This is a genomic window from Corynebacterium sp., assembly GCF_052107835.1.
In the GTDB taxonomy this organism is placed as follows: domain Bacteria; phylum Actinomycetota; class Actinomycetes; order Mycobacteriales; family Mycobacteriaceae; genus Corynebacterium.
The window spans coordinates 21400-46691 of the sequence record NZ_JBQEDF010000001.1 but is presented as its reverse complement, the minus strand read 5'-3'; the positions used below and the strand labels follow the sequence as shown (position 1 = coordinate 46691).

Below are 25292 nucleotides of genomic sequence, written 5' to 3'. Positions count from 1 at the left end.
AAGGGACCGCCCCGGTGCTTTCGTCGGTCCCGTGGTGCCCGGCACCTTTTTGGTGCTGTCGTGCGGCCCCGGTAACATCGTCGGAAAGCTGTATTCCTCAAGCTGTAGTGCGCAAGGTTCCCCGGTGGGTGTGACGGCCACCGGGGCCGACGACGAACGAGAAGGGGCGTGGCTGGTGCTCTGGACCATCCTGGTGACCGTGGCCGTGATTGTCCTCGCCTGTGGGGCTGTGATCGCGGGAGGGCGTTTCCTCACCCTCAGGAGCCGGGGACTCCCCGTGGTGATCAGGAGCCTGCCGAATCCGGACGGCAGGCACTGGCGCCACGGGGTTCTTGTTTACGGGTCGTCGAGGGCGCGGGTCTACAAACTGCGTTCGCTGCGTCCCGAGTCGGATGTGGAGCTGTCACGCCAGGATACGGAGATTGACGGCCGGCGCCCGATCAGCGACATGGAGGCGAAGTTCCTTGAGGCGGAGCTGCACGTACTGACCCTGGACGACCACGAACGCCGGTGGGAGGTGGCACTGGACGACGCGGGGGACACCGCCCTGGTCTCCTGGCTGGAGTCGGCCCCGTCGGCGCGTCTCATCCGGTCGGCCTCGCGGGTGACCCGGCGCCGCGGCCGGGCGTGACGGACTGACGTGATGCGGGCTCCTGCCCATCGGGTAGCCTGACTCCCATGCGTTTGGTGATCTGCCGCTGTTCCGTGGACTACGAGGGGCGTCTTGCCGCCCACCTGCCCGAGGCTGACCGTCTGGTCATGGTGAAGGCGGATGGCTCGGTGAGCATCCACGCCGACGACCGCGCCTACAAGCCGTTGAACTGGATGACGCCGCCGTGCACGCTCACGGAGGGGGACCCGTCCGAGGAGCAGGCGGAACAGGGCATCGTCGAGGTGTGGACGGTGGAGAACCCGAAGAAGGAGCGCCTCAGTATCCGTATCAGCGAGGTCCACTCCGACACCGCCCATGAGCTGGGTGAGGATCCAGGCCTGGTCAAGGACGGCGTGGAGGCGCACCTCCAGGAACTCCTCGCGGCCCAGATCGACATCCTCGGAACGGGGTTCACCCTTGTCCGTCGCGAGTACCCCACGGCCATCGGCCCGGTGGACATCCTGTCCCGCGACGCCGACGGCCAGACCGTGGCCGTGGAGATCAAGCGGCGGGGAGGCATCGACGGTGTCGAGCAGTTGTCCCGGTACGTCGACCTGCTCAACCGCGATGAACTCCTGGCCCCCGTGCACGGGGTGTTCGCCGCCCAGGAGATCAAGCCGCAGGCACGGACCCTGGCGGAGGACCGTGGATTCCGGTGCGTCACCCTGGACTACCAGGAGATGCGCGGAGTGGAGTCCGACGAGCTCCGGCTGTTCTGAGGCCCGTCGCATGCCACGCCGTAACAGGCCCCGGGGAACCGGCCACGCCGGCCAGCCGCCGCGTGATCTCCCGCGGGACGGGGCGTCCTACCTGGGGACCCGTCGGGAGGACGGACCGTCGCACCTGCCGGGAGGGGAGTCCGAGCCCTACCTGGTGAGACGGATGGGTGCGTCGGCGGCGCAGAAGTACTACCTGTGCCCGGGCTGCAACCAGAACATTCCGCCGGGGGTGCCCCACATCGTCGCATGGCCGGACACGCTCCGGGGTGCCGACGACAGGCGCCACTGGCATTCCGGGTGCTGGCAGCGGAGGCGCAGAGGGAAGCGATAGGATGGATCCCCATGAGCACTCCGAATAACCCCGGACATTCCCACGGGGCCCCATCGGCCCCCGACAGGTTCTCGGCCAGGGCTGTTGACCTCGGCGCCTTGAAGGAGGCGTCCGACCAACGGCAGCGCGCCGCCGAGCGCACCAGGGAGGAGGCCACCTCCGGTGCCCGCGTCCCGCGCAGCGCGGAGGTCACCGCCGAGAGTTTCGAGCAGGACCTGGTGGTGCGCTCCACCCAGGTCGCGGTGGTTCTGCTGCTGGGCAGTCCGCGGGCCGAGGGATGCGAGCAGATGGCCGCCGAGTTCACCCGCCTCGCCGAGGCGCAGGACGACGGCGACGAGCCGGTCCAGTGGGTGTTCCGGCAGGTCAACGTGGACACCACCCCGGAGATCGCCCAGGCGCTGCAGGTCCAGGCGGTCCCGACCGTGCTGGCGCTGGCCGCCGGGCGTCCGCTGACAAGTTTCGAGGGTGTGCAGCCCGCCGAGCAGGTTGAACAGTTCGTCGAGGCCGTTGTACGCACCGTGCAGGGACGGCTGCCGGGGCTGCCCGAGGCCGGCGGGGACACGGCCGGGGAGTCCGACCAGGACCCGTTGCAGGCCTACGACGGGGACGACGCCGACGCTGAGGCACCCGGCGACCCCCGTTTCGACGCCGCGGCGGAGCTGCTCGAGGAGGAGGACTACGGGGGTGCGGTCGCCGTGTACGACCGGATCATCAGCGAGTCCGCCGCGGACCCCGAAAACCCGGAGGCCGCGGAGGCTGCCGGTGAAGCAGCCGCGGCGAAGGTGACGGCGCTGCTGCTGCAACGCACCGCGGCCGGCACCGCCGACGAGATCGACGCCATGCTGCTGGAGGGCAGGCGTACCGAGGCCTTCGACACCCTCATCGACCGGATCCGGGTGAATGCGGGCGACGAGCGCGACGCCGCGCGCGATAGGCTGCTGGAGGTCTTCTCGATGTACGACTCCGCCGACCCGGAGGTCATCGACGCCCGGACCCGGATGGCCTCGGCACTGTTCTGAGGGCACCCGTGGGTGGCGCGTCCGCATCGCGGCATTCCGGGTTGGTCCGGGGACCTTTGAACGAGCCCTGGATACCGTGATGCCGTCGAAGGGGGTGGGAGGGTGTCAGCGCGGAGTGCCTCCGACGTCACAGGAGGCGGATAGGGCACGATGGGGGGTGTGAACAACACGATCATCTCTTCCCCGGCAACCGCTGACGCCCTCGACGAGGACCTCGTCCTGGACCTGCGGGACGTGACCCTGGTCCGTGGCGGCACAGTGCTCCTCCACCCCGTGGACTGGCAGGTCGAGGTGGATGAACGGTGGATCGTCATCGGGCCCAACGGCGCTGGCAAGACATCGCTGCTGACCATTGCAGGGGCGCGCGAGTACCCGTCCTCGGGAACCGCGCGCATCGTGGGCGAGACCCTGGGCAGGACCGACGTGCGTGAACTGCGGACGGCGGTGGGGATGTCGTCGGCCGCGGTCGCGCACCACATCCCCGGCGAGGAACTCGTCCTGGATCTGGTCATCTCCGCGGGCTACGACGTGATGGGGCGCTGGCGGGAGGTCTACGACGACGCCGATGAGCTGCGTGCGATGGAGATCCTGGAGCAGATGGGTGCGCTGCACCTCGGTGAGCAGACCTGGGGGACGCTCAGTGAGGGTGAGCGCAAGAGGGTGCTGATCGCCCGGGCGCTGATGACGGATCCGGAACTGCTGCTGTTGGACGAGCCCGGGGCGGGCCTGGATCTGGGGGGACGCGAGGACCTGGTGACCCTGCTGGGGGACTTCGCCGCCGATCCGGACGCCCCGGCGATGGTGATGGTCACCCACCATGTCGAGGAGATCCCCCCGGGATTCACCCACGGCATGATCCTGGACGAGGGCCACGTGGTGGCGCAGGGGCTACTGGAGGACGTGATGACGTCGGAGAACCTCACCCGTGCCTACCACCAGCCGATCACGCTCACCGTGGACGGTGACCGCTACTTCGCCCGCCGCACGCGCCGGGGCGGCAGCCACCGTGCGTGAGGATCGGGGCGGGGGAGCGCTATGGTGGAGAGCATGGTGGACAGTACACAGGGCACAGGTGACCAGGGTTCAGGGGACCCGGGAGGCTCGGAGCCGGTGACCCCTCGCCACGCTTCGACGGTGCTCCTCCTGAGGGACACGCTCAGTGGCCCGGAGGTTTACGTCCAGGAGCGTGCGAGCACGATGCGCTTCTGCGCGGAGATGACGGTTTTCCCCGGTGGGGGCGTCGACGCCCGTGACCTTCCGGGGGATGCGGACGGCGACGGCCACGAGTCCCCGGACATCGGCTGGCAGGGGCCGTCGACCGACTGGTGGGCCGAGAGACTGGCGACCACCCCGGAACTGGCACGGGCGCTGGTGTGTGCGGCGGTCCGGGAGACCTTCGAGGAGACCGGCACGCTGCTGGCCGGCCACGCGGGATCGGAGTCGGACACGGTGCATGACACCACGTCCTACCTGCCGTACCGCGCGGAGCTTGAGCATCACCGCCTGGCCTTCTCCGACTTCCTGAGCATGCACGACCTGGAGCTGCGCGGGGACCTGCTGCGTCCCTGGGCGAACTGGGTGACCCCGGAGTCCCAGCCCATCCGGTACGACACGGCCTTCTTCGTGGCCCAGATGCCGGAGGGCCAGGAGGCCTACGGGGACACCCGTGAGGCGACGTCGACCGGGTGGTTCCGTCCCGGCACGCTGCTGGACGGATGGCGCAACCGCAAGATCAACCTGATGCCCCCGACCTGGGCGCAGCTGAAGATGATCGACACCTTCCACAGTGTGGACGAGGTAATGGACTTCGCCGGGGCGCTGCGCGTCGATCCGGTGCGCGAGGAGCCGATCGACGTGCCCTACATGGCGGAGTACTACCTGCTGGAGACCCGCATGTACGGGTACCCGGAGCGCGTCTTCGCACCCGGGATGAAGTTCAACGTCGATCCGGAGGACCTGCCTCCGTCGCGGTTCACGTGACCCCGGGCCGGCTCGCGTGAGTTTCACCGTTGACGAGGTCGCCTGGCTGGCGGCACACCCGGAAGTCGTCGCGGAGGCCGGGGCGATGGACCTCTCGGCGTCCAGTAGCGTGCGGGACGTCACGTCGCTGCGCGGGAGCTACGGGGACCATGCCCGTGCCGTGGCGGAACTGGTCACCGCCCGGCGCTCGGCGGTCGCCGGAGGGAAGATGCCGGGGGACTGGCTGGTGTGCTCGGAGTCGGCGCAGCAGGCCACCCCGGCGGTGGTGGCGGCGGAACGGGCGTCCCATCTTGCCGGTGTGCTCGGTGACCTCTCCACCCGCACCGTCGCCGACGTGACCTGTTCGGTGGGTACCGAGCTCCCGCATCTCGCGGCACGTTCCGGGCTGGTCGTCGGCGGTGACCTGGATCCGTCCAGGCTGGCGATGGCGGGGTACAACATGGCGGTGTCCGGCACGGAGGCCGCATCTGTGCCGCTCGTCCGTGCGGACGCGGTGCGCCCGGTGTTCGCCTCCGGGGCGGTGGACGTGGTTGTCGCCGACCCCGCCCGCCGGACCGCCCGGGGACGGATCCGGGACCCGAGGGACCTGGTCCCACCATTGCCGGACCTGCTGGAGGCCTACCGCGGCCGGGTGTCCTGCGGGGTCGCGGTGAAGTGCGCGCCGGGCATCGACTACAGCGGCTGGGACGGCCAGGTCGATGTGGTCAGCGTGGACGGCGGGGTCAAGGAGGCCTGCCTGTACAGCCCCGGGCTGGCGCTGCACGAACGTCGTGCGGTGGTGCTGCGCGACGGCAGGCGGACGGAGGTGACGTCGTCGGACGGGGAATCGCACGAGGTCGCGGACGTGGGAAGGTACATCCTCGACCCCGACGGTGCCGTGGTGCGCGCCGGACTCGTGCGGCAGTACGCCGCGGCCCTGGGCTGGTGGCGGATTGACCCGCACATCGCGTACCTCAGTGGCGACCGTCTGGACGGGGACGTCGCGGAGAATCTGCTGCCCGGTCAGCGGGTCTTCGAGGTGCTCGACCGGGTTCCACTCAAGAAGCTCCGGGGTGCGCTGGCGGGACTGGACTGCGGGCGGCTGGAGATCCTGGTGCGCGGGGTGGACGTGGATCCGGACGCCCTGCGCCGGAAGCTGAAGCTGCGGGGCAGTGCGTCCCTGACGGTCGTGGTGGCACGACTCGGCGACGCCCCGGTGGCCGTGATCGGGCGGGAGGCTCCCCTGCGGGGGTAGTGATAAAAGAATATTTTTCGCGAACGCCGGAGATAAGCGCAGGTCGACGGCGTGCCCACGTGACTGGTTCTAGGAAAATAGGGGATTGTGGGCAACGTCACCGTCCTTTGCAGGTAGACTTCGGTCCGAGAAAAGCACCCCAAGCAGGAAGGCCTACGAATGTCGAACATCGTGGTTCTGGTCAAGCAGGTGCCGGACACCTACTCCGAGCGCAAGCTGACCGATGACGACTTCACCCTCGACCGCGAAAACGCGGACGCGGTCCTCGACGAGATCAATGAGAACGCCGTCGAGGCCGCACTCCAGCTGAAGGAGGCGGGCGGCGACTACAACATCGTCGTTCTCTCCGTCGGCCCGGCAAGCGCCAAGGACGCACTGCGCAAGGCGCTGTCCCTCGGAGCGGACGAGGCGATTCTCGTCACCGACGATGCCCTCGCGGGTTCCGATGCCCTGGGCACCGCCTGGACCCTGTCCAACGCGCTGAACCTCGTCGATGACATCGAGCTCATCATCGCCGGCAACGCCTCCACCGACGGCGTCGCAGGTGCCGTCCCGGGCCTGCTGAGCGAGTACCGCCAGATCCCGGCCCTGACCCACCTGCGCAGCCTCGAGGTCTCCGGTGACAAGGTCTCCGGCGAGCGCGTGACCGAGGACGGCGTGTACAGCGTCGAGGCCCCGAAGCCGGCCATCGTGTCGGTCACGGAGAAGGCCAACACCCCCCGGTTCGCCGTGTTCAAGGGCATCATGGCCGCCAAGAAGAAGAAGATCCAGGAAGTCTCCCTGGCGGACATCGGCGTCGACCCGGGCAACGTCGGCCTCGCCGCCGCGGCGACCCAGGTCACCAATGCCGCCCCGAAGCCGGAGAAGACCGCCGGTGAAATCGTCACCGACGAAGGTGACGGCGGCTCCAAGCTGGTCGAGTACCTGGTCTCCAAGAAGCTCGTCTAGTTCACCCGAAACACACTCGCACCTTTCACGAAAGGACATCCACAACCATGACCAACGTCCTGGTACTCGTCGAGCACACGCAGGGTGAACTGAAGAACGCCACCCGCGAGCTCATCACCGCCGCCCGCGTCTTCGGTGCCGTCGGCGCCGTCGTCGTCGGCGCCCCCGGCACCACCGAGAAGCTGCAGGCCAGCCTGGCCGAGGCCGGCGCCGAGAACATCTACGCCGCGGAGTCGGACGCCGCCGACGGTCTCGTCGTCACCCCGTCCGTCGACGCCGTCTCCGGCCTGGCCGCCCAGTTCCAGGTGCCGGTCCTCGTCGCCGCCGGTGCCGCGGGCAACGAGATCGCCGGCCGCGTCGGCGCCCGCGTGGCCTCCGGTGTGCTGTACGACCAGATCGAGATCAACGCCGACCGCTCCGCCAAGGGCTCCGTCTTCGGTGGCGACTTCACCGTGGACTCCACCGCCGGTGGCGCGTCGCCGGTCTACACACTGCGCGCTGGCGCCGTCGATCCGGAGCCGCAGGCGGCCGCGGGTAACGTCCACGCCGTCGAGCTCCCCGCCGCGGGCCCGACCGCCGTGAGCGTCACCTCCTTCTCCCCGGCGGAGAAGGCGGACCGTCCCGAGCTCACCGAGGCGAAGATCGTCGTCTCCGGTGGCCGTGGTGTCGCCGGCACCGAGGGATTCACCAACGTCGTCGAGCCGCTGGCCGACGTCCTCGGTGCCGCTGTCGGTGCGTCCCGCGCCGCGGTGGACGCCGACTACTACCCGGGCAAGTTCCAGGTCGGGCAGACCGGTAAGACCGTGTCCCCGAACCTGTACGTGGCCCTGGGCATCTCCGGCGCCATCCAGCACAAGGCCGGCATGCAGACCTCCAAGACCATCGTCGCCGTCAACAAGGACGAGGAGGCCGGCATCTTCGAGATCGCCGACTTCGGCGTCGTCGGCGACCTGTTCAAGGTTGCCCCGCAGGCCACCGAGGAGCTGAAGAACCGCTCCTAGTGCTTCCCGGTCCCGGTACCGGGACCCGCGGGGGTGTCAGCACCCACCGCGGATGCTGCAGGTGAATCGGTCCCCGGTCATGGTGTTCTCCGCGAGAACCATGACCGGGGACCGATCTGTGCGCACCGCCCGATGAAACTCCGGGGTTCATGGAAGGGGCCGGGGTTGGATGGGGAACGGCCACGAAACTTTCGCACCCGGTAAAGTTTCGCACCTCTCGGGATGTTCGTCATCGGAAAACCCCAGGTCACCGTTCCGCTGTCCACGCTCACAGTGCGAAAGTTCAGCAGTCCGGGGTCAGCCCCGGGTCCATCATGCCGTCCACCACCGGGGTAGGCTGTCCTGACATGACCACCCTCCTTGTCCTCGTCGGTCTGATGGCTGCGACAGTGTTGACGGTGGGGGTCGGGGACCGTATCGGCCTGCCGTGGCCGGTGCTGCTCCTGCTCGTCACCACCGCGGTCATGTTCATTCCCGGGACACCGACCGTGGAAATCGACCCCGAACTGATCCTCCCACTGTTCCTGCCGCCATTGCTGTGGGCGCTGGCCCGCCGCACATCCTGGGGGATGTTCCGCGACCAATGGCGCACCATCCTCAGCCTGTCGGTCGGCCTGGTCTTCATCACCGTCGCCGTGGTCACCGGGGTGCTGCTGTGGTTGATCCCCGGCGTGGGACTGGTCGGTGCCATGGCGCTGGCCGCAGCCGTGGCACCCCCTGACCCGGTCGCGGTGGAGGCCGTGGCCGAGCCCGCCGGTATTCCCCGCAGGATCATCGGCTCGCTGCAGTCCGAGGGCCTGTTCAACGACGCGGCGTCCCTGGTCATCTTCTCGGCCGCGATCACCGCGGCGCAGTTCCACGACGATATCCACTGGGTCGAAGCCGGAGGGACGTTCGTCTACAGCGCCATCGGAGCGGTGATCCTCGGATGGATCGTGGGCCGGATCTCCGCACTGGCACTGGGATGGCTGGACTCGCCGGTGGCCGGCAACGCGCTGACCTGGGTGCTGCCGTTCCTGGTGTACCTCGCCGCCGAGGAGATTCACGTCTCCGGGGTGATCGCCGTTGTCGTCGCCGTGGTGGAACTCACGTCACGGGTGGACGCCACCGCCGCGGACTCCCGGTTGACCGGCTCGGCGTTCTGGGAGGTCATCGAACTGCTCGTGACCGGCCTGGCTTTCGGTCTGATGGGCATGAATGTCCGCGACGCCATCTTCGATGAGGAGACCAACCACCTCGACCCCGTCTGGTGGGGCCTGGTGATCTCCGCGGTGCTGATCCTCGTCCGTCTGGTGTGGATGACAGGCCTGCTCCGGCGTAACCGTACGAGGAAGGGCCGGTACCGGGCCCCCGTCCGCTTCAGCGACGTCATCCTGCTGACCTGGTCGGGGATGCGTGGCCTGGTGACCTTCGCCCTGGTGCTGTCACTGAACCCGGTGGATTTCCCGATGCGCGCCGAGTTCACCATCGTCGCTTTCACGGTGTTGCTGTGCACCATGGTCATCCCGGGACTGACGCTGCCGACGCTGACGAACTACCTGCGCAACCACCACGATCTCCACGACCTGGACGACAAGGTCACCGAGCAGGCGCTCGACGACGCCTACCAGTCCGCTGTCGCCGTGGTGCGGCGTGGCGTGGAGGAGGGGCTCTCCCCGGACCAGGCAGCCAGGATCACCGAACGCCTCGGTGTGGTGCGTTCGGTGTCGGCCCTCGACGACAGTTCCGACGATGAGGTCGATGAGGAGCACCCGGATGCCGAGGCCCTGCGCAAGCGGCGCAGGCGCAATGCGGAGATCGCCCGACGTGTGGTGAAGGTCCGGCGGGAGTCCCTGTTCGCCGCGCAGCGCAGTCTCGCAGCCTCGCGCTACCGCAAGGGCGTTGACCCGGAGGCCGTCGCCGAGAAGATGCACGAGATCGACCGACGTCTGCTGTCACTGCCGGAGGAGAAGTGAGGATCTACGCCGACCACGCGGCAACCGCACCGCTGCGTCCTGAAGCAGTCGCGGCGATGGAGGAGACCGCACCCCTGCTGAACCCGGCGGGGCAGTACGCGTCCGGACGCGAGGCACAGCGCGTGCTGGAGGACGCGCGGGAACAGATCGCCTCGCTGCTGGGGTCCGACCGGGCGGAGGTGATCTTCACCGCGTCCGGTACCGAGGCAGACAATCTCGCGGTCCAGGGGCTGGCCTTCGGGGCGCGGAAGTCACGGGGGACGGGGGCGCGGCGTATCCATTCGGCGGTGACCGAGCACCCGGCGGTCGTGGAGACCGTGGATTGGCTGTGCGGTGGGGCCCTCGGCGACCTCTTCGAGCACGTCCCGTTGCCGGTGGACGGCAGGGGCCGTGTCGGTTCGGTGCCAACCCTGGATCCGGCGGCGGATGCGCTGGTGACGTGCATGTGGGCCAACAACGAGACCGGGAATCTGCAGCCGGTGCACGAACTCGCGTCCGCGGGGGCGGCGGCCGGCGTGCCCTTCCACGTGGATGCGGTGCAGGCCGTGGGTCATCTCCCGGTGGACTTCCACGGCCTGGGGGCGACCACGTTGGCGGCGAGCGCGCACAAGTTCGGCGGGCCGAAGTCGGTGGGGTTCCTGCTGGCGCGCCGGGACGCCGACCTCGTCAGTCCGTTGCGTGGTGGGGGACAGGAACGTGGTGTGCGCTCCGGGACGGCCAACCCGCAGGGCGCGGCCGGTGCCGCCGCTGCACTGGCTGCCGCGGTCGCCGAGATGGATACCGAGCACGCCCGGTTGGCGGGGTTCCAGGCACAGATCGTGGACGCGGTCCGCCGGATCCCGGAGGCCCAGCTGTACACCGATCCTGGCCCGGACGGCTCCGGGGCACTGCCCGGCCACGTCCACATGGCATTCCCCGGGGCGGAGGGCGACAGCCTGATCATGCTCCTGGATGTCGCCGGGGTGGATGCCTCGACCGGATCGGCGTGCTCTGCCGGGGTGAACCGCGCGAGCCACGTCCTGACCGGGATGGGTGTGGCGGTGGACGTCGCCCGGGGCGCCCTTCGCCTGACCCTGGGGAGCGCGACGACCCCACAGGACGTGGACCGGCTGTGCTCGCTGTTACCCGGCGTGGTCGACCAGGCACGTGCCGCCGGAATGGCATTCTGAGCTCCTGATAGGCTCGGTCGTCGTGAACACCATCGGCATCGTTGTGACGGACCCGGGATTCTTCACTCCGGAGGACCCCGACAATGACACCGCGCCCCTTGTCGCCGCGCTCGCCGCACGTGGGGTGGAAGCGGACCCGGTGCAGTGGAGGGACAGTTCGGTGGACTGGGGGTCCTACGACCTACTGGTCATCCGCAGCCCCTGGGACTACGTGCACCGGGTCGCGGAGTTCGCCGGATGGCTCGCGATGATCGAGGAGTCCGACACGCGGCTGCTCAACGACCCACGGCTGATCCTCTGGAACATGGACAAACAGTATCTGCGCGGACTCGCCGATGCCGGTGTCCCGGTCATCCCCACCACCTACCACGACACGCAGGAGTCCGTGGCCGAGGCACTCGCGGGGATGGGTGGGGCCCCGGTCGTCATCAAGCCGACAGTGGGTGCGGGGGCGGCGCACACCGGGCTGTTCGCCGCGTCCGACCCTGCGGCACGGAACCTGGCACGGGAGACACTCGGGGTCGGCGGCACCGTGATGCTCCAGCCGGAGGTCCCCGAACTCTCGGACGGTAGGGAGAAGGCCGTGTACCTCGTCGACGGCCACGTCACCCACGCGATCGCCAAGGGTCCGCTACTGGAACGCGGCGGCGGCTACCTCGGCGGCGTCTACCAGGGACACCCCGAAGTGGTGGGGTTCACCGCCGAGGAACAGGCGTTCGCCGAGCACGTCATCGCCCTGGTCGGGGACGTCTCCGGAACTCCCATGCCGTTGTACGGGCGGATCGACATGGTGGACTCCGCCGAGCACGGCCGCGTCCTGCTGGAGGCCGAACTCTTTGAGCCGGCCTTCCACTTCCACATCGTCCCGGAGGTCGCGGAGGTGCTGGCGGACGCGATTTTATCCCGTCTGGCCAGGGTGTAGGGTGAAGGGCTGACCACGTTGGGCCGAGAGGACAAGAAGGGAAGAACCATGCGGGTTGTCGCGGCAATGAGCGGTGGAGTGGATTCCTCCGTGGCTGCAGCGCGGGCACTGGAGGAGGGCCACGAGGTCATCGGCGTGCACCTGGCGCTCTCGCAGTCCCCGGAGGCCGTGCGCGCCGGGTCGCGTGGCTGCTGCTCGCTGGAGGACTCCGCCGATGCGCGCCGTGTCTGCGATTCGCTGGGTATCCCGTTCTACGTGTGGGACTTCTCCGACCGCTTCAAGGCGGACGTCATCGACAACTTCGTGGAGTCCTACGAAATCGGGGAGACCCCGAACCCCTGCCTGCGGTGCAACGAGAAGATCAAGTTCGAGGCCCTGCTGGACCGCTCCATCGCCCTGGGCTTCGATGCGGTGGTCACCGGGCACTACGCGCGCCTGCACGACGGCGTGATGCGCCGTGGCATCGACGACAACAAGGACCAGTCCTACGTACTGGGCGTGCTCACTGACGAGCAGCTGGAGCACTGCATGTTCCCCGTCGGAGACACCGTCAAGCCGGATATCCGCGCCGAGGCCAAGGACCTGGGCATGGGTGTGGCGTCCAAGCCGGACAGCCACGACATCTGCTTCATCCCCGACGGCAAGACCCAGGCGTTCCTGGGCACGAAGATCGGGATGCGCCCCGGCATGGTGCAGTCCGTCGAGGGCGAGGAACTCGCTGAGCACGACGGCGTGTACGGCTTCACCATCGGCCAGCGTAAGGGACTGGGCCTGGCTGGTCCCGCCTCCGACGGGCAGCCGAGGTACGTCACGGACATCAACGCGTCCACTGGCACAGTGACGGTGGGACGCCGCGAGGACCTACGCATCGGCCACATCACCGCGGACCGGCTCAAGCGTCTGGATCCGGCCGTGCACGGGACGCGGTTCGAGTGCGAGGTGCAGGTCCGTGCCCACGGCGGAGTTGTTCCCGCGACTGCCGAGCTGACCGGTGCTGCGTCCGACGGACCGGAGGCCGCCGTGGAGCTGGAGCTGCACGAGCCGCTCAGTGGTGTCGCGCGTGGTCAGGCCGCGGTGGTCTACCTGCCGGATGCCGACGGTGACATCCTGCTGGGCTCCGGGACGATTCTGGCGACCCAGCCGTGGTCGGACGCTGCGGACGTCGACCCTGTTGCCGACACCGCCGCGGAGCGCTCTGCGTGAGCGGTGGGGAACGCTTCGCCTGGTGGGAGGATGTCCGTACCAACCACACTGACCTGCGGGCGTCGCTGTCCGCGGCCACCCGACGCACCCGGGATGTCGACGAGGACGTGGGGGTCGTACCGCCGCTGAGCCTGCCGCAGGATGATCCCCTGGCGACGACGGCGGCGATGGGCGTGCTCGTCGGCGGGCCCTACCTCCGCTCCCACGCCCGCGGTTGGGAGATCGCACCGGGCAGGACACTGGACGCACGGTACTTCCTGGGACGCCAGCATGAACTGGCCGACATCGTTGCCGAGACGATGCCGAACGCGGACACCGCGCGGCTGATGCTGCATGTGACCGGTCCGTGGACCTTCGGGGCCTCGGTCGAGTACCACGGGCATCCGTTGTGCTTCGACCGTCCGGCGTTCCGCGATGTGGCGCTGGCGCTGGGGGAGGGCATCCGCGAGTTCGCTGATTCGGTGGGTGCCTCGGTGGTGCACGTCCATGAGCAGCGCCTGCCCGAGGTGCTCTCTGAACTGCAGGGTGCCACCGAGTTCGAGACGATGAGCGTGGACCGGGAGATTGCCGTCAATGTCGAGCGGCGCTTTGTGGAGCAGATCGGCCGGGACGTGGCACTGGACGCCGGCTGCATCCTGCCGGAGTTGATGCAGACCGGCGCGTCCTGCGTTGTGGTGGACGAGTTGACGGACGATGTTGCGCGGCTCATCGATGCGGGGGCTTCGGTGGCCTGGCGGGTCGACGGTTCACGGTCCAGCGAGGAGCTTGCCCGGTCCGTGATGCGCACCTGGCGTCAGTGGTCCTTCGACGTCGCCAGCCCGGAGCCGCAGATTGACCTGGTGGCTTGTGCGGACGGCGTCCTGACACCGAATGCCGCGGCCGAGTTGGCGCGGACCGTGCGCGGTGCTGCGGAGCTGCTGCACCGGAACTGACGTCTGGGAACCCGCAGTGGCGAGGACCCCTTGGGGAGGTGTAAGGGCGGGGGCCGATTCGGGCCTCTCGATTCAACGCCATCGACAGAATCGGCTCCGGTTCTTACGTGTTCACCGCTTCAGGGAAGTGAGTGCAGCATCGTTAGTGCGAATCGTGGTAGCTCCACCTGCGGCCATACAGATGATGAACGCGACCCAGGGATCCCATGTCACCACAAACGGGACCAGCAATGACCAGGTGACATCGTTAACACTGGTGGGCGGCGCAGCAATCCAGGACAGAAGCACGGCGGTGCCGGCGTATGAGAGAGCGGCAGCGGTTGCCGCCCCGGTTATCCGGGCAATATGACGCGGACGGTGCCAAGTAAACCAAGCAAGGACAGCGGTTATCACTAATGCTGCCACGAGGTAGGGTCAGATCCTGCCAGGCGGCACATGAAGTAGCCGTATTGCCACGGCCACGCTGTACACAGCCTGCACCACGCACGCTGCGCCATAGGCGAGTGAAGCCATGCTCGGTTACCTAGGCTTTGAATCCGGTCGACTACTCTGACGAACCCGGCTGCGCGGCGATGGCCTCCAGATCCACGACCTCGAACTCGAGCAGTGACGCACCGGACGCGACGGGCTTCTTGCCCTCCCCGCCGTGGGGTCCACTGTGCGCGGCCTTCGCCGGACCAGCCGCCCAGGCCTGGAAGTCCTCCTCGGTGGCCCACGTGGTGACCACGAAGTAGCGGTCGTCGCCGGAGGTGGGGCGGAGCAACTGGAAGCCCTCGAAACCGGGGGAGTCGTCGACGGTGTGGGCGCGGGCGGCGAAGCGCTTCTCCAGCTCCGGGCCGGCGCCCTCGGGGACCTCGATGGCGTTGATCTTCACGACGGACATGGTGCTCCTTGGTGATGGGGGATTGGATCGACCGCGAGCCTACCGATCATCGCTTCAGCGGGATTTCCACCGTCCCCAACCGTTCGAGAAGCACCTCATCGTGGCTGACCACGATCAGCGCCCCGCGGTAGGACGCGAGTGCATCCACCAGGGCGTCAATTGTCGCGAGATCGAGGTTGTTCGTCGGCTCGTCAAGGATCAGCAGCTGGTTGGGTGGGCTCGCCAGCAGCAGCCGCGCCAGGGCAACACGGAAGCGCTCGCCGCCGGACAGGTCACCCACCCGGCGGTTCACCGTGTCGCCGGTGAACAGGAACCGGGCGAGATCCGCTCTGACCTGCTGTGGATCGGCCTCGGGTGTGGCGTCCCGGACGTGGTCGATGATGGCCGCGTCCTCGTCAAGGTGATCACTGCGTTGGGGGAGGTAACCGACCCGGTCGGTGTGCAGCACGCCTCGGCGTCCCGTGAGGAGATCCTCCAGCAGGAGGGTCTTACCGGACCCGTTCGGGCCGGTGATCGCGATTCGCTCCGGGCCCTGCAGCACATGTGTGCGCCCAGCCAGGGGAAGCTCGGCGATGACGCGTCCGGCGGGAACATCCGGATCGGGAAGTGTGATGCGGACCTGGTCGTCGTCGCGGACCTGTGTTGCCCGCTCATTGACCTGGGCCTGGGCGGTATCGACCTTGCCGTCCAGTTCGGTCCGTAGCTTTCCGGCGCTGACCTGTGCCTCCTGCTTTCGGTTGTTCATGATCATCTTCGGACGGCGCTTGTTCGCGAAGTCCTTCCTCGCGTAACTCTGCCGTCGGGCGAGCTTGGTCTGTGCCTCCACCCGCTGGCGCTTCTCAGTGCGTAGATCCTGCTCGGCGGTACGTAGGGCCTGCTCGGCGCCCTGTTGCTCCCGCTCCAGGTGCTCGCGGTAGGAACTGTAATTGCCACCGAACACCGTGAGTGACGAGCCGTGCAGTTCGGCGGTCATGTCCATCAGGTCGAGCAGCTCAACATCATGGCTGACCACAATGAGTGTTCCCGGCCAGTCGGCGACCATACGGTACAGGCGCCCGCGGGTGGGCCGGTCGAGGTTGTTCGTCGGTTCGTCCAGCAGGACGACCTCGTGCCCGGCACTGCGCAACCCCTCCAGGGCGGCGAGGACGGTTTCGCCACCGGAGAGTGTTCCCACACTCCGTTCGAGGTCTATATCGGTCAGACCTGCACCGTCGAGATCCGCCCGGGCATGCTCGGCGACATCCCAGTCAGCACCGATGGTCTCGAAATCCTCCGGGTCGGTGGAGCCGGCCTCGATGCTGTGCAGGGCGTCGAGCTTTCCCCCGATTCCGAGGAGGTCGGCGACGGTGCCCGTCGTCTGCAATGTGAGGCGTTGCGGCAGGTATCCGACGCTGGCTGTGCCAGTGACCGAGACATGCCCTGAATCGGGCATGAGGTCACCGGCGATCAGACGCAGCAGGGTGGACTTGCCGGTACCGTTGGCCCCGGTCAGGCCGGTGCGTCCCTCCGTGAAGGACGCGGTGACACCGGTCAGGACGGGGGAGCCGTCCGGCCATGAGAAAGTGAGGTCGTCACAAACGACAGGGGAGTGGGATAACATCGTCGGCCTCCAGGGGGGTCAGCGGGGGACGCTGACGGAGGCTCTCACCGGCACCTCTTTGGGGGCGGCGGGCTCTTCTACGTCAGCAGGACGCGTGGGGGAGGTCGACGATGATCATGAAACATTCCTTGTTGAAAGTGCTTACAGTCATTCACGGTACCACCGAATTTCGGCGTACCAAGAATGGTGGTAACCCTACGTGCCGCCGTCGTCGGAATCTACCGCACCGCGTCCGGCCCCTCTGCCAGCAGTGACTCAAACCCGGCCTCGTCGAGAACGGGGACCCCGAGGTCCTCTGCCTTCGCCAGCTTCGACCCGGCATTCTCGCCGGCGACCACGAAGTCCGTCTTCTTCGACACCGAGCCCGCAGCTTTGCCACCGCGGGATTCCACGGCCTCCTTCGCCTCCGTCCGGTCGAAGTCGGCCAGGGACCCGGTGACCACGATGGTCAGCCCCTCCAGTGTCTGCTCCGGGATGTCGGAGGCCTCGATGATCTGCTCCATCCGTACCCCGGCGTCAGCCCAGGCGTCCACGATCTCCCGGTGCCAGTCGATGGCGAACCAGTCCTTGACCGACTGGGCGATGATCCCGCCCACACCGTCGATCTCCGCCATCTCCTCGACCGACGCCCCGTCGATCGCGGGGATCGACTGCAGCTTGGCTGCCAGGGCCTTCGCGGCTGTCGGACCCACGTGCCGGATCGACAGGGCGGTGATCACCCGCCACAGGTCAACCTGCTTGGCCTCCTCGAGGTTCTCCAGCAGGATCTCGCCCGGTTTGTTCAGTGTCCCGGCCTTGGTGGTGTAGGCACTGGTCGTGGTCAGGTCGTCCGGGGTCAGGGAGAACAGACGTCCCTCATCCGGCAGGACGCCGGAGGCGATGAGGTCGTGTGCCGCGCGCTCACCGAGTGCGTCGATGTCGAACGCGCCGCGTCCCGCCAGGTAGTTCAGCCGGTTCTGCAGTTGGCCGGGGCAGTAGCGCGTGTTGGGGCAGCGCCAGTCGGCATCGCCCTCCTTCGTGGGGGCCAGGGGAGTACCGCATTCCGGGCACAGGGAGGGGTAGATGTACTCGCGCTCCTCGCCGGTGCGCGCCGACTCCACCGGACCGAGGACCTCGGGGATGACCTCGCCGGCCTTGCGCAGCATCGCACGGTCCCCCAGGCGGATGCCCTTGCGGTGCGCCTCGGTCGCATTGTGCAGTGTGGCCATCGTGACCGTCGAACCGGCGACGTAGGTCGGTGTCATGACAGCGTACGGGGTCGCACGGCCGGTGCGTCCGATGCCGACGCGGATGGACTCCACCGTGGTGACCGCCTCCTCCGGTGGGTACTTGTAGGCGATCGCCCAGCGCGGAGCGCGGCTGGTGGCGCCGAGATCCTGCTGCTCGGAGACATCGTCGATCTTGACGACCAGGCCGTCCATCTCGTGGGCGGCCTCGTGGCGGTGCTCGCCCCAGTACTCCACCGCGGACAGGACGTCCTCCGGGTCGTGCACTTGCCTGGTGTAGGGGCTGACGGGCAGCCCCCAGGCTTCGATCGCGCGGTAGCCGTCGTGCTGGCTGGCGGGCTCGAAGCCCTGGCGGGCCCCGATGCCGTGGCAGATCAGGCGGAGGGGGCGTTTCGCGGTCTCTTCCGGGTTCTTCTGCCGCATTGCCCCCGCCGCGGCATTGCGCGGATTGGCGAACATTTTCTTGCCCTCGGCCTGCCGGTCCGCGTTCATCGTGGCGAAGTCGTCGACGGTGATGAAGATCTCGCCGCGGATCTCGACGAGTCCGGGCACGGGGAACTCGTCGGTGCCGGTGAGCTGGTCGGGGATGTCGTCGAGGGTACGGGCGTTGTGGGTGACGTCCTCGCCGGTGACTCCGTCACCGCGGGTGAGGGCGAGGTCGAGACGGCCGTCGACGTAGAGCAGGTTGATCGAGGCGCCGTCGATCTTCAGTTCGGTGAGGTAGGTCGGCGCCGGTGTCCGCGTGAGCCAGTCGCGCATCTCGTCGAGGCTGAAGACGTTGTCGAGGCTGAGCATCTGCTCGCGGTGGTCGACGTTGCGGAACGGCGAGTTGGTCGGCGACGGTGCGACCTCCTCCGTGGGGCTGGTGCCCTGGACGGCCTCCGGGTGGTCGGCCTCGATCTCCTGGAGCTCGCGCAGGAGGGTGTCGAAATCGGCGTCGGAGATCTCCGGCGCTTCGTAGTAGTACAGCTCGCGGTGCCGGCGGATCTCGGCGGCCAGTTCGGCCCATCGCTGTTCAGGGGTTGCGTGCTGCTCGGGTGTTTCGCTCACGCGGACCAGTGTAGCGGGGAGGATGGACACGGTCCGGACGTGTTGTGGCACTCCGTAGCCGGGAAAACTGTTCTACACGTAGGTGCGTCCCCCATCACAGGTAGCGGGGTTTCTGTGTGGTGCATCACAGCAGGTGGGGGTGGGTTTCTGTGCGGTTGATATAAGTACGACCGGCGCTGTCGGGCATGTGTCCACCGTGAACGGTGAGGTGATGATGTTGGTATAGGGGTGGATCGTGTCGACAGGGGTAGATCGGTTCGTCGGCGAAACCTAGCTTTGGACCCACGTCAACCGCACACCTCACTCGCAGACCGAATGGCTGCACCACAGAAAGGACGAGAACATGTTCAACCTTCTCAGCCGTGAAGAGATCTCCGAGATGACCTCAGGCGCCAGCTACTACCTCTTCGGTGACGACGAGGCCCTCGCCATCGACACCCCGGACCACGACGACTTCCTGGTCTAGGTCCCTGGAACCACTGCATCTCCCGCACGCCCCGTCCCCTTTCGAGGGGACGGGGCGTGCGTTCGCGGTTGTGCCCGCCGGTTCGAACACTTCCGGGCAACCGTGTCCGGACGCCCCTATAGAGTGGCAGCCATGACGACAGCCGCACACTTCGATCCCTCCCACCTGCTGAGCTTCGATCTCGAGACCACCGGGACGGATCCCCACGCCGCCCGCATCGTGACCAGCGCATTGATCACCATCAACGGGCGCAGCCGGGACGACCTTGAACTCCTGGCAGACCCGGGCATCCCCATTCCGGAGCAGGCCACCAAGGTCCACGGCATCACCACCGAGCACGCCCAGCAGAACGGGCGTCCGCATGACGAGGTACTCGCCGAGACCATCCAGCGTATCCGCGACGGCTGGGCCGCCGGGGCGACGTTGATCGTCTACAACGCCGCCTACGACCTGAGCGTGCTGCGTGCACTGGAGCCCAGCTTCACCGTCGACGGGCTGGTGGTCGACCCGCTGGTGATCGACAAGGCCAAGGACCGGTTCCGCAAGGGGGGCCGCCGGTTGGAACAGGTCTGTGAGCATTACGGGGTGACCCTGGACAACGCGCACGAGGCCACCGCGGACGCCCTGGCCGCCGCGCGCGTCGCCTGGAAGCTGTCGCGGGCCTACCCGGAACTCACCGACGTCAGTGCGGACGAGCTGATGCTGGACCAGGCGACCTGGCACTACGAAGGGCAGTCGGGTCTCAAACAGTACTTCGAGGACAAGGGTCAGGCCGACCGTGCGGCCACAGTGAACACCTCCTGGCCATTGCAGGTGTAGCCGTTGACTACGATGGACCACTATGGCTAACTCGGCGGAATCGGCGAACACGGAACTGAAGACATCTGCGGACTACCTGCGGGACATTGTCGCCGCGCCCGTCTACCGGGCTGCGAAGCACACCCCGCTGGACACCATGGTCGGGCTGTCCGAACGCACCGGCAACCGTGTGCTGGTCAAACGCGAGGACCTGCAGCCCGTGCACAGTTTCAAGCTGCGCGGCGCCTTCAACCGCATGTACCAGCTCCGCGGCTGCAACGGGGTGATCACCGCCTCGGCGGGAAACCACGCACAGGGTGTGGCGCTCTCCGGTACCGAGCTGGGGATCCGCTCGGTGATCGTCATGCCGGTGACAACCCCGACCATCAAGGTCGAGGCAGTGCGGGGCTTCGGCGGGGAAGTTGTCCTGCACGGCGAGAACTTCGACGCCGCGCAGTCCAAGGCCAAGGAACTGGCTGAGCTTGAGGGCCTGGTCTACGTCCCGCCCTTCGACAACGAGGCCGTGATCGCCGGGCAGGGGACCATCGGCCTGGAGATCTTCCAGTCCGGGCACGTCGACCGGGTCTTCGTACCTGTCGGAGGCGGGGGATTGGCCGCGGGTGTCGCCGTGCTGCTCAAGGAACTCAAACCCGAGATCCAGGTGATCGGCGTCGAACCCGAGAAATCGGCCTGCCTCACCGCCGCACTCTGGGCGGGGGAGCCGGTGGAACTCGACCACGTGAGCCTGTTCGCCGAGGGTGTGGCAGTGCGCAGGATCGGCGAGGAGACCTTCCGGCTCTGCCGCGACTACCTCGACGAGGTCATCACCGTGAGTTCCGACGAGATCAGTGCGGCGATCAAGGACCTCTTCGACGACACCCGTGCCATCGCCGAGCCCGCCGGCGCCGTGTCCCTGGCCGGGCTGAAGAAGTACGCCACGGCCAACGACATCCAGGACGAAACCCTGGTCAACGTCCTGTCCGGTGCGAACCTGAACTTCCACACCCTGCGCTACATCTCCGAACGCGCCGAGCTCGGTGAAGGGGGCGAGGCGATCTTCGCCGTCACCATCCCCGAGGAGCAGGGTGCGTTCCTGCGCTTCTGCGAGGTACTCAACGGTCGGATGGTCACCGAGTTCAACTACCGGGTGGGTGAGCGCGGCGACGACCGTCGGGCCCGTATCTTCGTCGGTGTGCAGCTCAAGGAAGGCGCGGTCGAGCGCGACGCCATCGCCGAGGCGCTGGCAGGGGCCGGGTACGACGTGGTCGATCTCTCCGATGATGAGATCGCCAAGGAGCACATCCGTTACATGATCGGCGGCATCCCGCCGTCCTTCGTCGACGAGCGGATGTTCTCCTTCGAGTTCCCCGAGCACCCCGGCGCCCTCATCCACTTCCTCGAGGTCCTCGGCACCACCTGGAACATCACGGCGTTCCACTACCGCAGCCAGGGCATGGACTACGGGCGCGTGCTCGCCGCCTTCGAGGACGCGCACTCAGCCGACTTCGAGGATCACCTCAGCGAGCTCGGCTACCCCTTCACCGAGGTCACCGATAACCCGTCCTACCAGCTCTTCCTCGCACCCGCGGGGGAGTAGCGGACCGTTCACGGTGAGCGGGGCCGCGGAGGATCAGCGGTGGACTACCGGGCACCGGGGAAGTAGGGGGTCGGTGGGCGCATTGCGTGGCTCTGTGGCCCCATCGTCCCACCGCTCCATCCGTCCATGGCAGCGACGGCATCGCGGCATCCAGGGTTGGTTCTGACCCCTCCAGACCGACCTAGGATGCCGCGATGCGGTCGCCTGACCCGCCAGAATCCGGCTCAGCTCAGGAGCGCCCCGAGGATCTGGCCCACCTCACCGAGGTGCTCGATCTCTGAGAGCAGGAAGTCAGGCCCACCCGGACGGCCGACGATCAGGATGTACGGCGTGCCGCGCAGCGGGGTCGCCGCCAGCGCTGAATCCATCACCGTCCAACTGTCCGGCACCCAGGCGTCCCGGTCCGTCAACGCGCGCGGCGAGGTGACCGGGCTCTCCGTCAGCTCACGGCCGTCGTCCTCCGGGGCGGAGTAGGACGCCGCGATCCGGCGGGTCGTCTCCGAGGACTCCAGGATCACCGCCCACTGCACCGACATCGTCTTCGGCAGCGTGTCCATCAGCTTCTGCACCGACTCGATCGGACGGCGCCGGTGCCGGGCCACCTCCGCCAGCAGACTGATCTGCCCGCGACGGTCCACCGATCCCGAGAACGGGCGGATCGAATCGACGAAGACCCCGTCCACTTCCTGGGCGGCACTGATCAGGGCATCAGCCAGGCGTCCCGCCGGAAGGTCGACGACGATGTCGTCCACCACCGAGCCGTCGGGATCATGCTCGACGACGTCCACGCTGCGGATGTCCGCGTCAATCGTGCCCATCGTGGCGGCGATGAGACCGAGGGTTCCGGGGACGTCAGGCAGGCGGACGCGCATCAGGTAGGACAAGGTTGACCTCATAGCTGTGAGGGGACGGTTACTAGCCACCCGATTGTAGCGAACAGGCGTCCCCGCACGTGCGGGGACGCGGCGGGGGCTGCCGCAACAACACCCGGCCACCCACGCACGGGGTGTGTCCTACTAGAGTGGTCCGGGTAAACAACGCGAACACGAAAAGGGGACCCACCTGTGTCCGAGATCTCCCGTGACGAGGTCGCGCACCTCGCCAGGCTCGCCCGCCTCGACCTCGCCGAGGACGAAATCGCCCACTACGCCGAGCAGATCGACGGCATCGTGGAAACCGTCGCCGCCGTCCGCGAGGTCGACACCGAGGGCGTCGACCCGCTCAGCCACCCGACCCAGAACGTCGACGGGGCCGTGTCCGTGATGCGTGAGGACGTCCCCCGGACCTCCCTCACCGCCGACCAGGCGCTGGACCAGGCACCGAAGCAGGACCAGCAGCGCTTCCAGGTTCCGCGGATCCTGGGCGAGTAGAGGCGAGACGAGAAGCGAAATGAGTGAAGTGAATACCACGACCCACACCGTCAGCCCCCGGGACGACTCCGACCTGACCACCTGGACCGCCGCGGATCTCGCGGAGAAGATCCACGCCGGCGACGTCAGCTCCGTGGACGCCACCCGCGCCCACCTGGACCGCATCGGTGCGGTCGACGGCGACGTCCACGCCTTCCTCCACATCGGTGAGGGTGAGGCCCTGGCTGCCGCGGAGGCCGCGGACAAGGACATCGCCGCAGGCACCGTGACCTCCCCGTTGGCGGGTGTGCCGCTCGCGCTCAAGGACGTCTTCGTCACCACGGACGCTCCCACGACCTGCGGTTCGAGGATGCTCGAGGGGTACATGAGCCCCTACGACGCCACGGTGACCCGACGGATCCGTGAGGCCGGGATCCCGATCCTCGGCAAGACCAACATGGACGAGTTCGCCATGGGTTCCTCCACCGAGAACTCCGCCTACGGGCCGACCCACAACCCGTGGGACCTGACCCGGACCGCGGGCGGTTCCGGTGGTGGCTCGTCGGCGGCGCTGGCCTCCGGGATGGCACCACTGGCGATCGGCACCGACACCGGCGGATCGATCCGCCAGCCCGCCGCACTGACCAACACCGTCGGTGTGAAGCCGACCTACGGCACGGTCTCCCGTTTCGGCCTGGTGGCCTGTGCATCCTCCCTGGACCAGGGTGGGCCCACCGGACGTACCGTGCTGGACACCGCACTGCTGCACGAGGTCATTGCCGGGCACGACGACCAGGACTCCACGTCCTCCACCCGTGCGGTGGCCCCGGTCGTCGAGGCTGCCAGGCAGGGCGCCAACGGTGACCTGACCGGTGTGAGGATCGGCGTGGTCAAGCAGTTGGAGAGCGTGCAGGGCCTGCAGTCCGGCGTGGCCGAGAGCTACCGGGCGTCCCTGGAGCAGCTCAGGGGCCAGGGCGCGGAGATCGTCGAGGTCGACTGCCCCAGCTTCGAGTACGCGCTGAACGCCTACTACCTGATCCTGCCGTGCGAGGTCAGCTCCAACCTGGCCCGTTTCGACGGCATGCGCTACGGCCAGCGCCGCGGCGACGACGGCACCCACTCCGCCGACCAGGTCATGTCCATGACCCGTGCCGAGGGCTTCGGCCCGGAGGTCAAGCGCCGCATCATCCTGGGCACCTATGCCCTGTCCGTCGGCTACTACGACGCCTACTACCTGCAGGCCCAGCGGGTGCGTAACCTCATTGCCCAGGATTTCGCGAAGGCCTACGAGCAGGTGGACGTTCTGGTGTCCCCGGTTACCCCGAGCACGGCCTTCGAGCTGGGGGAGAAGGCGGACGATCCGCTGGCGATGTACCTCTTCGACCTGTGCACCCTGCCGCTGAACCTGGCCGGGGTGTGCGGAATGTCCGTGCCCGGCCCGCTGTCCACGGACACCGGGCTGCCCGTCGGCCTGCAGATCATGGGTCCGGCGCACGGCGATGACCGCCTCTACCGCGTGGGCGCGGCGTACGAGGCGGGACGCCGGTAGGTCCCCGGATCCCGGGTCCGCCGACCTCAGATCTCGGGCCAGTTGCGTTCCAGTCCGTCGATGATGAAGTTCACCTTCACATCGGTGAACCCGCGGTCCGCCCAGGACTCGTCCGGCTGGAACAGGTGCTCCTCGCCCATCCGGTCGAGTACCTGGTCCAGGCCGGTGGTCCCCGAGTCATCCGTGGACTGCATGCTCTCCTTGCCCAGACCGAAGGCCATGACCGTGTCGCCGATGAAATCCAGCGCGAAGGCGGCCTGGGACCGGGACTTCCCGTGGCGTTCGAGGGCATGCGCGTACACCTCCAGTGTTCCCTCGATGTGTGAGGCCGCCGCCGGGAAGGTGAAGAGGGTCCTGGACAGTCCCGGGAACTGCTCGCACAGCCGCCAGCACTCGGACGCCCACAGGTGCAGCGCGTCCTGCCACGGTGCCTCCGGATCCGGTGTCCTGATGGTGGCCGCGGCACGTGCCAGGCACGCGTCCAGGACCGCGTCGCGGGAGGGGAACACCCGGTAGAGCGCCGCGGTCACCACACCCAGTTTCCGTGCCACCGCAGAGAGGGTGAAGTCGGAGATGCCGAGTTCCAGTGCAGCGTCGATCACATCCTCACGGGAGAAGGACGGCTTCGGTCCGGTCTTCTTCCCGGGTCCGGCCTGGCTGCCTGTTGCGCGCGGTCTGCTGGCCATGGTTCCAGGCTAGTCCCAGGGCC

At 67.9% G+C, this 25292-nt stretch carries 24 protein-coding genes; 19 read left to right on the top strand and 5 right to left on the bottom strand.

The annotated features are described in order from the left end of the window. Positions 1-130: 130 nt before the first annotated feature. The 14 genes from ACTIL2_RS00205 (at position 131) to ACTIL2_RS00140 (ending at position 14065) form a co-directional block, all read left to right on the top strand. Positions 131-631, top strand: a complete 501-nt coding sequence (locus tag ACTIL2_RS00205; RefSeq protein ID WP_442335424.1) for a DUF2550 domain-containing protein — start codon at positions 131-133, stop codon at positions 629-631. 47 nt (positions 632-678) lie between these two features. Next, positions 679-1371 (top strand): endonuclease NucS, encoded by a 693-nt coding sequence (gene nucS, locus ACTIL2_RS00200; protein ID WP_442335423.1) that lies wholly within the window; start codon positions 679-681, stop codon positions 1369-1371. A gap of 10 nt (positions 1372-1381) precedes the next feature. After that, entirely contained in the window at positions 1382-1702 is a 321-nt protein-coding gene (locus ACTIL2_RS00195; protein ID WP_442335422.1) for a hypothetical protein, read from the top strand. 11 nt (positions 1703-1713) lie between these two features. After that, positions 1714-2721: a tetratricopeptide repeat protein gene (locus ACTIL2_RS00190; RefSeq protein ID WP_442335421.1), complete on the top strand. Its 1008-nt coding sequence runs from the start codon at positions 1714-1716 to the stop codon at positions 2719-2721. Positions 2722-2871: 150 nt separating this feature from the next. Continuing rightward, positions 2872-3735, top strand: a complete 864-nt coding sequence (locus ACTIL2_RS00185; protein WP_442335420.1) for an ABC transporter ATP-binding protein — start codon at positions 2872-2874, stop codon at positions 3733-3735. Positions 3736-3768: 33 nt separating this feature from the next. Next, the gene (locus ACTIL2_RS00180; protein ID WP_442335419.1) at positions 3769-4701 is read left to right on the top strand and encodes an NUDIX hydrolase; all 933 of its coding nucleotides are present in this window, start codon (positions 3769-3771) and stop codon (positions 4699-4701) included. A 16-nt stretch (positions 4702-4717) separates the two neighbouring features. After that, positions 4718-5935: a THUMP-like domain-containing protein gene (locus tag ACTIL2_RS00175; protein WP_442335418.1), complete on the top strand. Its 1218-nt coding sequence runs from the start codon at positions 4718-4720 to the stop codon at positions 5933-5935. A gap of 159 nt (positions 5936-6094) precedes the next feature. Then, positions 6095-6883 carry an electron transfer flavoprotein subunit beta/FixA family protein gene (locus ACTIL2_RS00170; protein WP_442335417.1) on the top strand — a complete coding sequence of 263 codons (789 nt, stop codon included), beginning with the start codon at positions 6095-6097 and terminating at the stop codon, positions 6881-6883. A 47-nt stretch (positions 6884-6930) separates the two neighbouring features. Further along, positions 6931-7884: an electron transfer flavoprotein subunit alpha/FixB family protein gene (locus tag ACTIL2_RS00165; protein WP_442335416.1), complete on the top strand. Its 954-nt coding sequence runs from the start codon at positions 6931-6933 to the stop codon at positions 7882-7884. Positions 7885-8231: 347 nt separating this feature from the next. After that, a complete protein-coding gene (locus ACTIL2_RS00160; RefSeq protein ID WP_442335415.1) occupies positions 8232-9839 on the top strand; it encodes a cation:proton antiporter in 1608 nt (535 codons plus the stop codon). A gap of 56 nt (positions 9840-9895) precedes the next feature. Further along, positions 9896-11008 (top strand): cysteine desulfurase family protein, encoded by a 1113-nt coding sequence (locus tag ACTIL2_RS00155; protein WP_442335484.1) that lies wholly within the window; start codon positions 9896-9898, stop codon positions 11006-11008. Between the two features lie 22 nt (positions 11009-11030). Then, a complete protein-coding gene (locus ACTIL2_RS00150) occupies positions 11031-11930 on the top strand; it encodes an ATP-grasp domain-containing protein (protein ID WP_442335414.1) in 900 nt (299 codons plus the stop codon). A 48-nt stretch (positions 11931-11978) separates the two neighbouring features. Beyond that, the gene (mnmA, locus tag ACTIL2_RS00145) at positions 11979-13133 is read left to right on the top strand and encodes a tRNA 2-thiouridine(34) synthase MnmA (RefSeq protein ID WP_442335413.1); all 1155 of its coding nucleotides are present in this window, start codon (positions 11979-11981) and stop codon (positions 13131-13133) included. Continuing rightward, positions 13130-14065, top strand: a complete 936-nt coding sequence (locus ACTIL2_RS00140; protein ID WP_442335412.1) for a hypothetical protein — start codon at positions 13130-13132, stop codon at positions 14063-14065. The genes mnmA and ACTIL2_RS00140 overlap by 4 nt, the downstream gene beginning before the upstream one ends. A gap of 544 nt (positions 14066-14609) precedes the next feature. Here the strand turns inward: ACTIL2_RS00140 and ACTIL2_RS00135 are convergent. The 3 genes from ACTIL2_RS00135 to ligA form a co-directional block, all read right to left on the bottom strand. Next, positions 14610-14948 (bottom strand): antibiotic biosynthesis monooxygenase family protein, encoded by a 339-nt coding sequence (locus ACTIL2_RS00135; RefSeq protein WP_442335411.1) that lies wholly within the window; start codon positions 14946-14948, stop codon positions 14610-14612. Between the two features lie 46 nt (positions 14949-14994). After that, entirely contained in the window at positions 14995-16548 is a 1554-nt protein-coding gene (locus tag ACTIL2_RS00130; RefSeq protein WP_442335410.1) for an ABC-F family ATP-binding cassette domain-containing protein, read from the bottom strand. Between the two features lie 218 nt (positions 16549-16766). Further along, positions 16767-18824 (bottom strand): NAD-dependent DNA ligase LigA, encoded by a 2058-nt coding sequence (gene ligA / locus ACTIL2_RS00125; protein ID WP_442335409.1) that lies wholly within the window; start codon positions 18822-18824, stop codon positions 16767-16769. Positions 18825-19167: 343 nt separating this feature from the next. Between ligA and ACTIL2_RS00120 the strand changes: the two genes are divergently transcribed. From ACTIL2_RS00120 to ilvA, 3 genes are all read left to right on the top strand, one after another. Beyond that, a complete protein-coding gene (locus tag ACTIL2_RS00120) occupies positions 19168-19290 on the top strand; it encodes a hypothetical protein (RefSeq protein ID WP_442335408.1) in 123 nt (40 codons plus the stop codon). Positions 19291-19422: 132 nt separating this feature from the next. Continuing rightward, entirely contained in the window at positions 19423-20109 is a 687-nt protein-coding gene (locus tag ACTIL2_RS00115; protein ID WP_442335407.1) for a 3'-5' exonuclease, read from the top strand. A gap of 22 nt (positions 20110-20131) precedes the next feature. Next, positions 20132-21685, top strand: coding sequence for a threonine ammonia-lyase, biosynthetic (gene ilvA, locus ACTIL2_RS00110; RefSeq protein WP_442335406.1), 1554 nt, complete (start codon positions 20132-20134; stop codon positions 21683-21685). 224 nt (positions 21686-21909) lie between these two features. Here the strand turns inward: ilvA and ACTIL2_RS00105 are convergent, their stop codons facing one another. Beyond that, positions 21910-22569, bottom strand: a complete 660-nt coding sequence (locus tag ACTIL2_RS00105) for an amino acid-binding ACT domain protein (RefSeq protein WP_442335483.1) — start codon at positions 22567-22569, stop codon at positions 21910-21912. A gap of 180 nt (positions 22570-22749) precedes the next feature. Between ACTIL2_RS00105 and gatC the strand changes: the two genes are divergently transcribed. After that, positions 22750-23055 carry an Asp-tRNA(Asn)/Glu-tRNA(Gln) amidotransferase subunit GatC gene (gene gatC / locus ACTIL2_RS00100; RefSeq protein ID WP_442335405.1) on the top strand — a complete coding sequence of 102 codons (306 nt, stop codon included), beginning with the start codon at positions 22750-22752 and terminating at the stop codon, positions 23053-23055. 19 nt (positions 23056-23074) lie between these two features. Continuing rightward, positions 23075-24583: an Asp-tRNA(Asn)/Glu-tRNA(Gln) amidotransferase subunit GatA gene (gatA, locus tag ACTIL2_RS00095; protein WP_442335404.1), complete on the top strand. Its 1509-nt coding sequence runs from the start codon at positions 23075-23077 to the stop codon at positions 24581-24583. A gap of 26 nt (positions 24584-24609) precedes the next feature. On the opposite strand, the gene ACTIL2_RS00090 is transcribed toward gatA, so the two are convergent. Further along, positions 24610-25269, bottom strand: coding sequence for a TetR/AcrR family transcriptional regulator (locus ACTIL2_RS00090; RefSeq protein ID WP_442335403.1), 660 nt, complete (start codon positions 25267-25269; stop codon positions 24610-24612). Positions 25270-25292 lie beyond the last annotated feature (23 nt).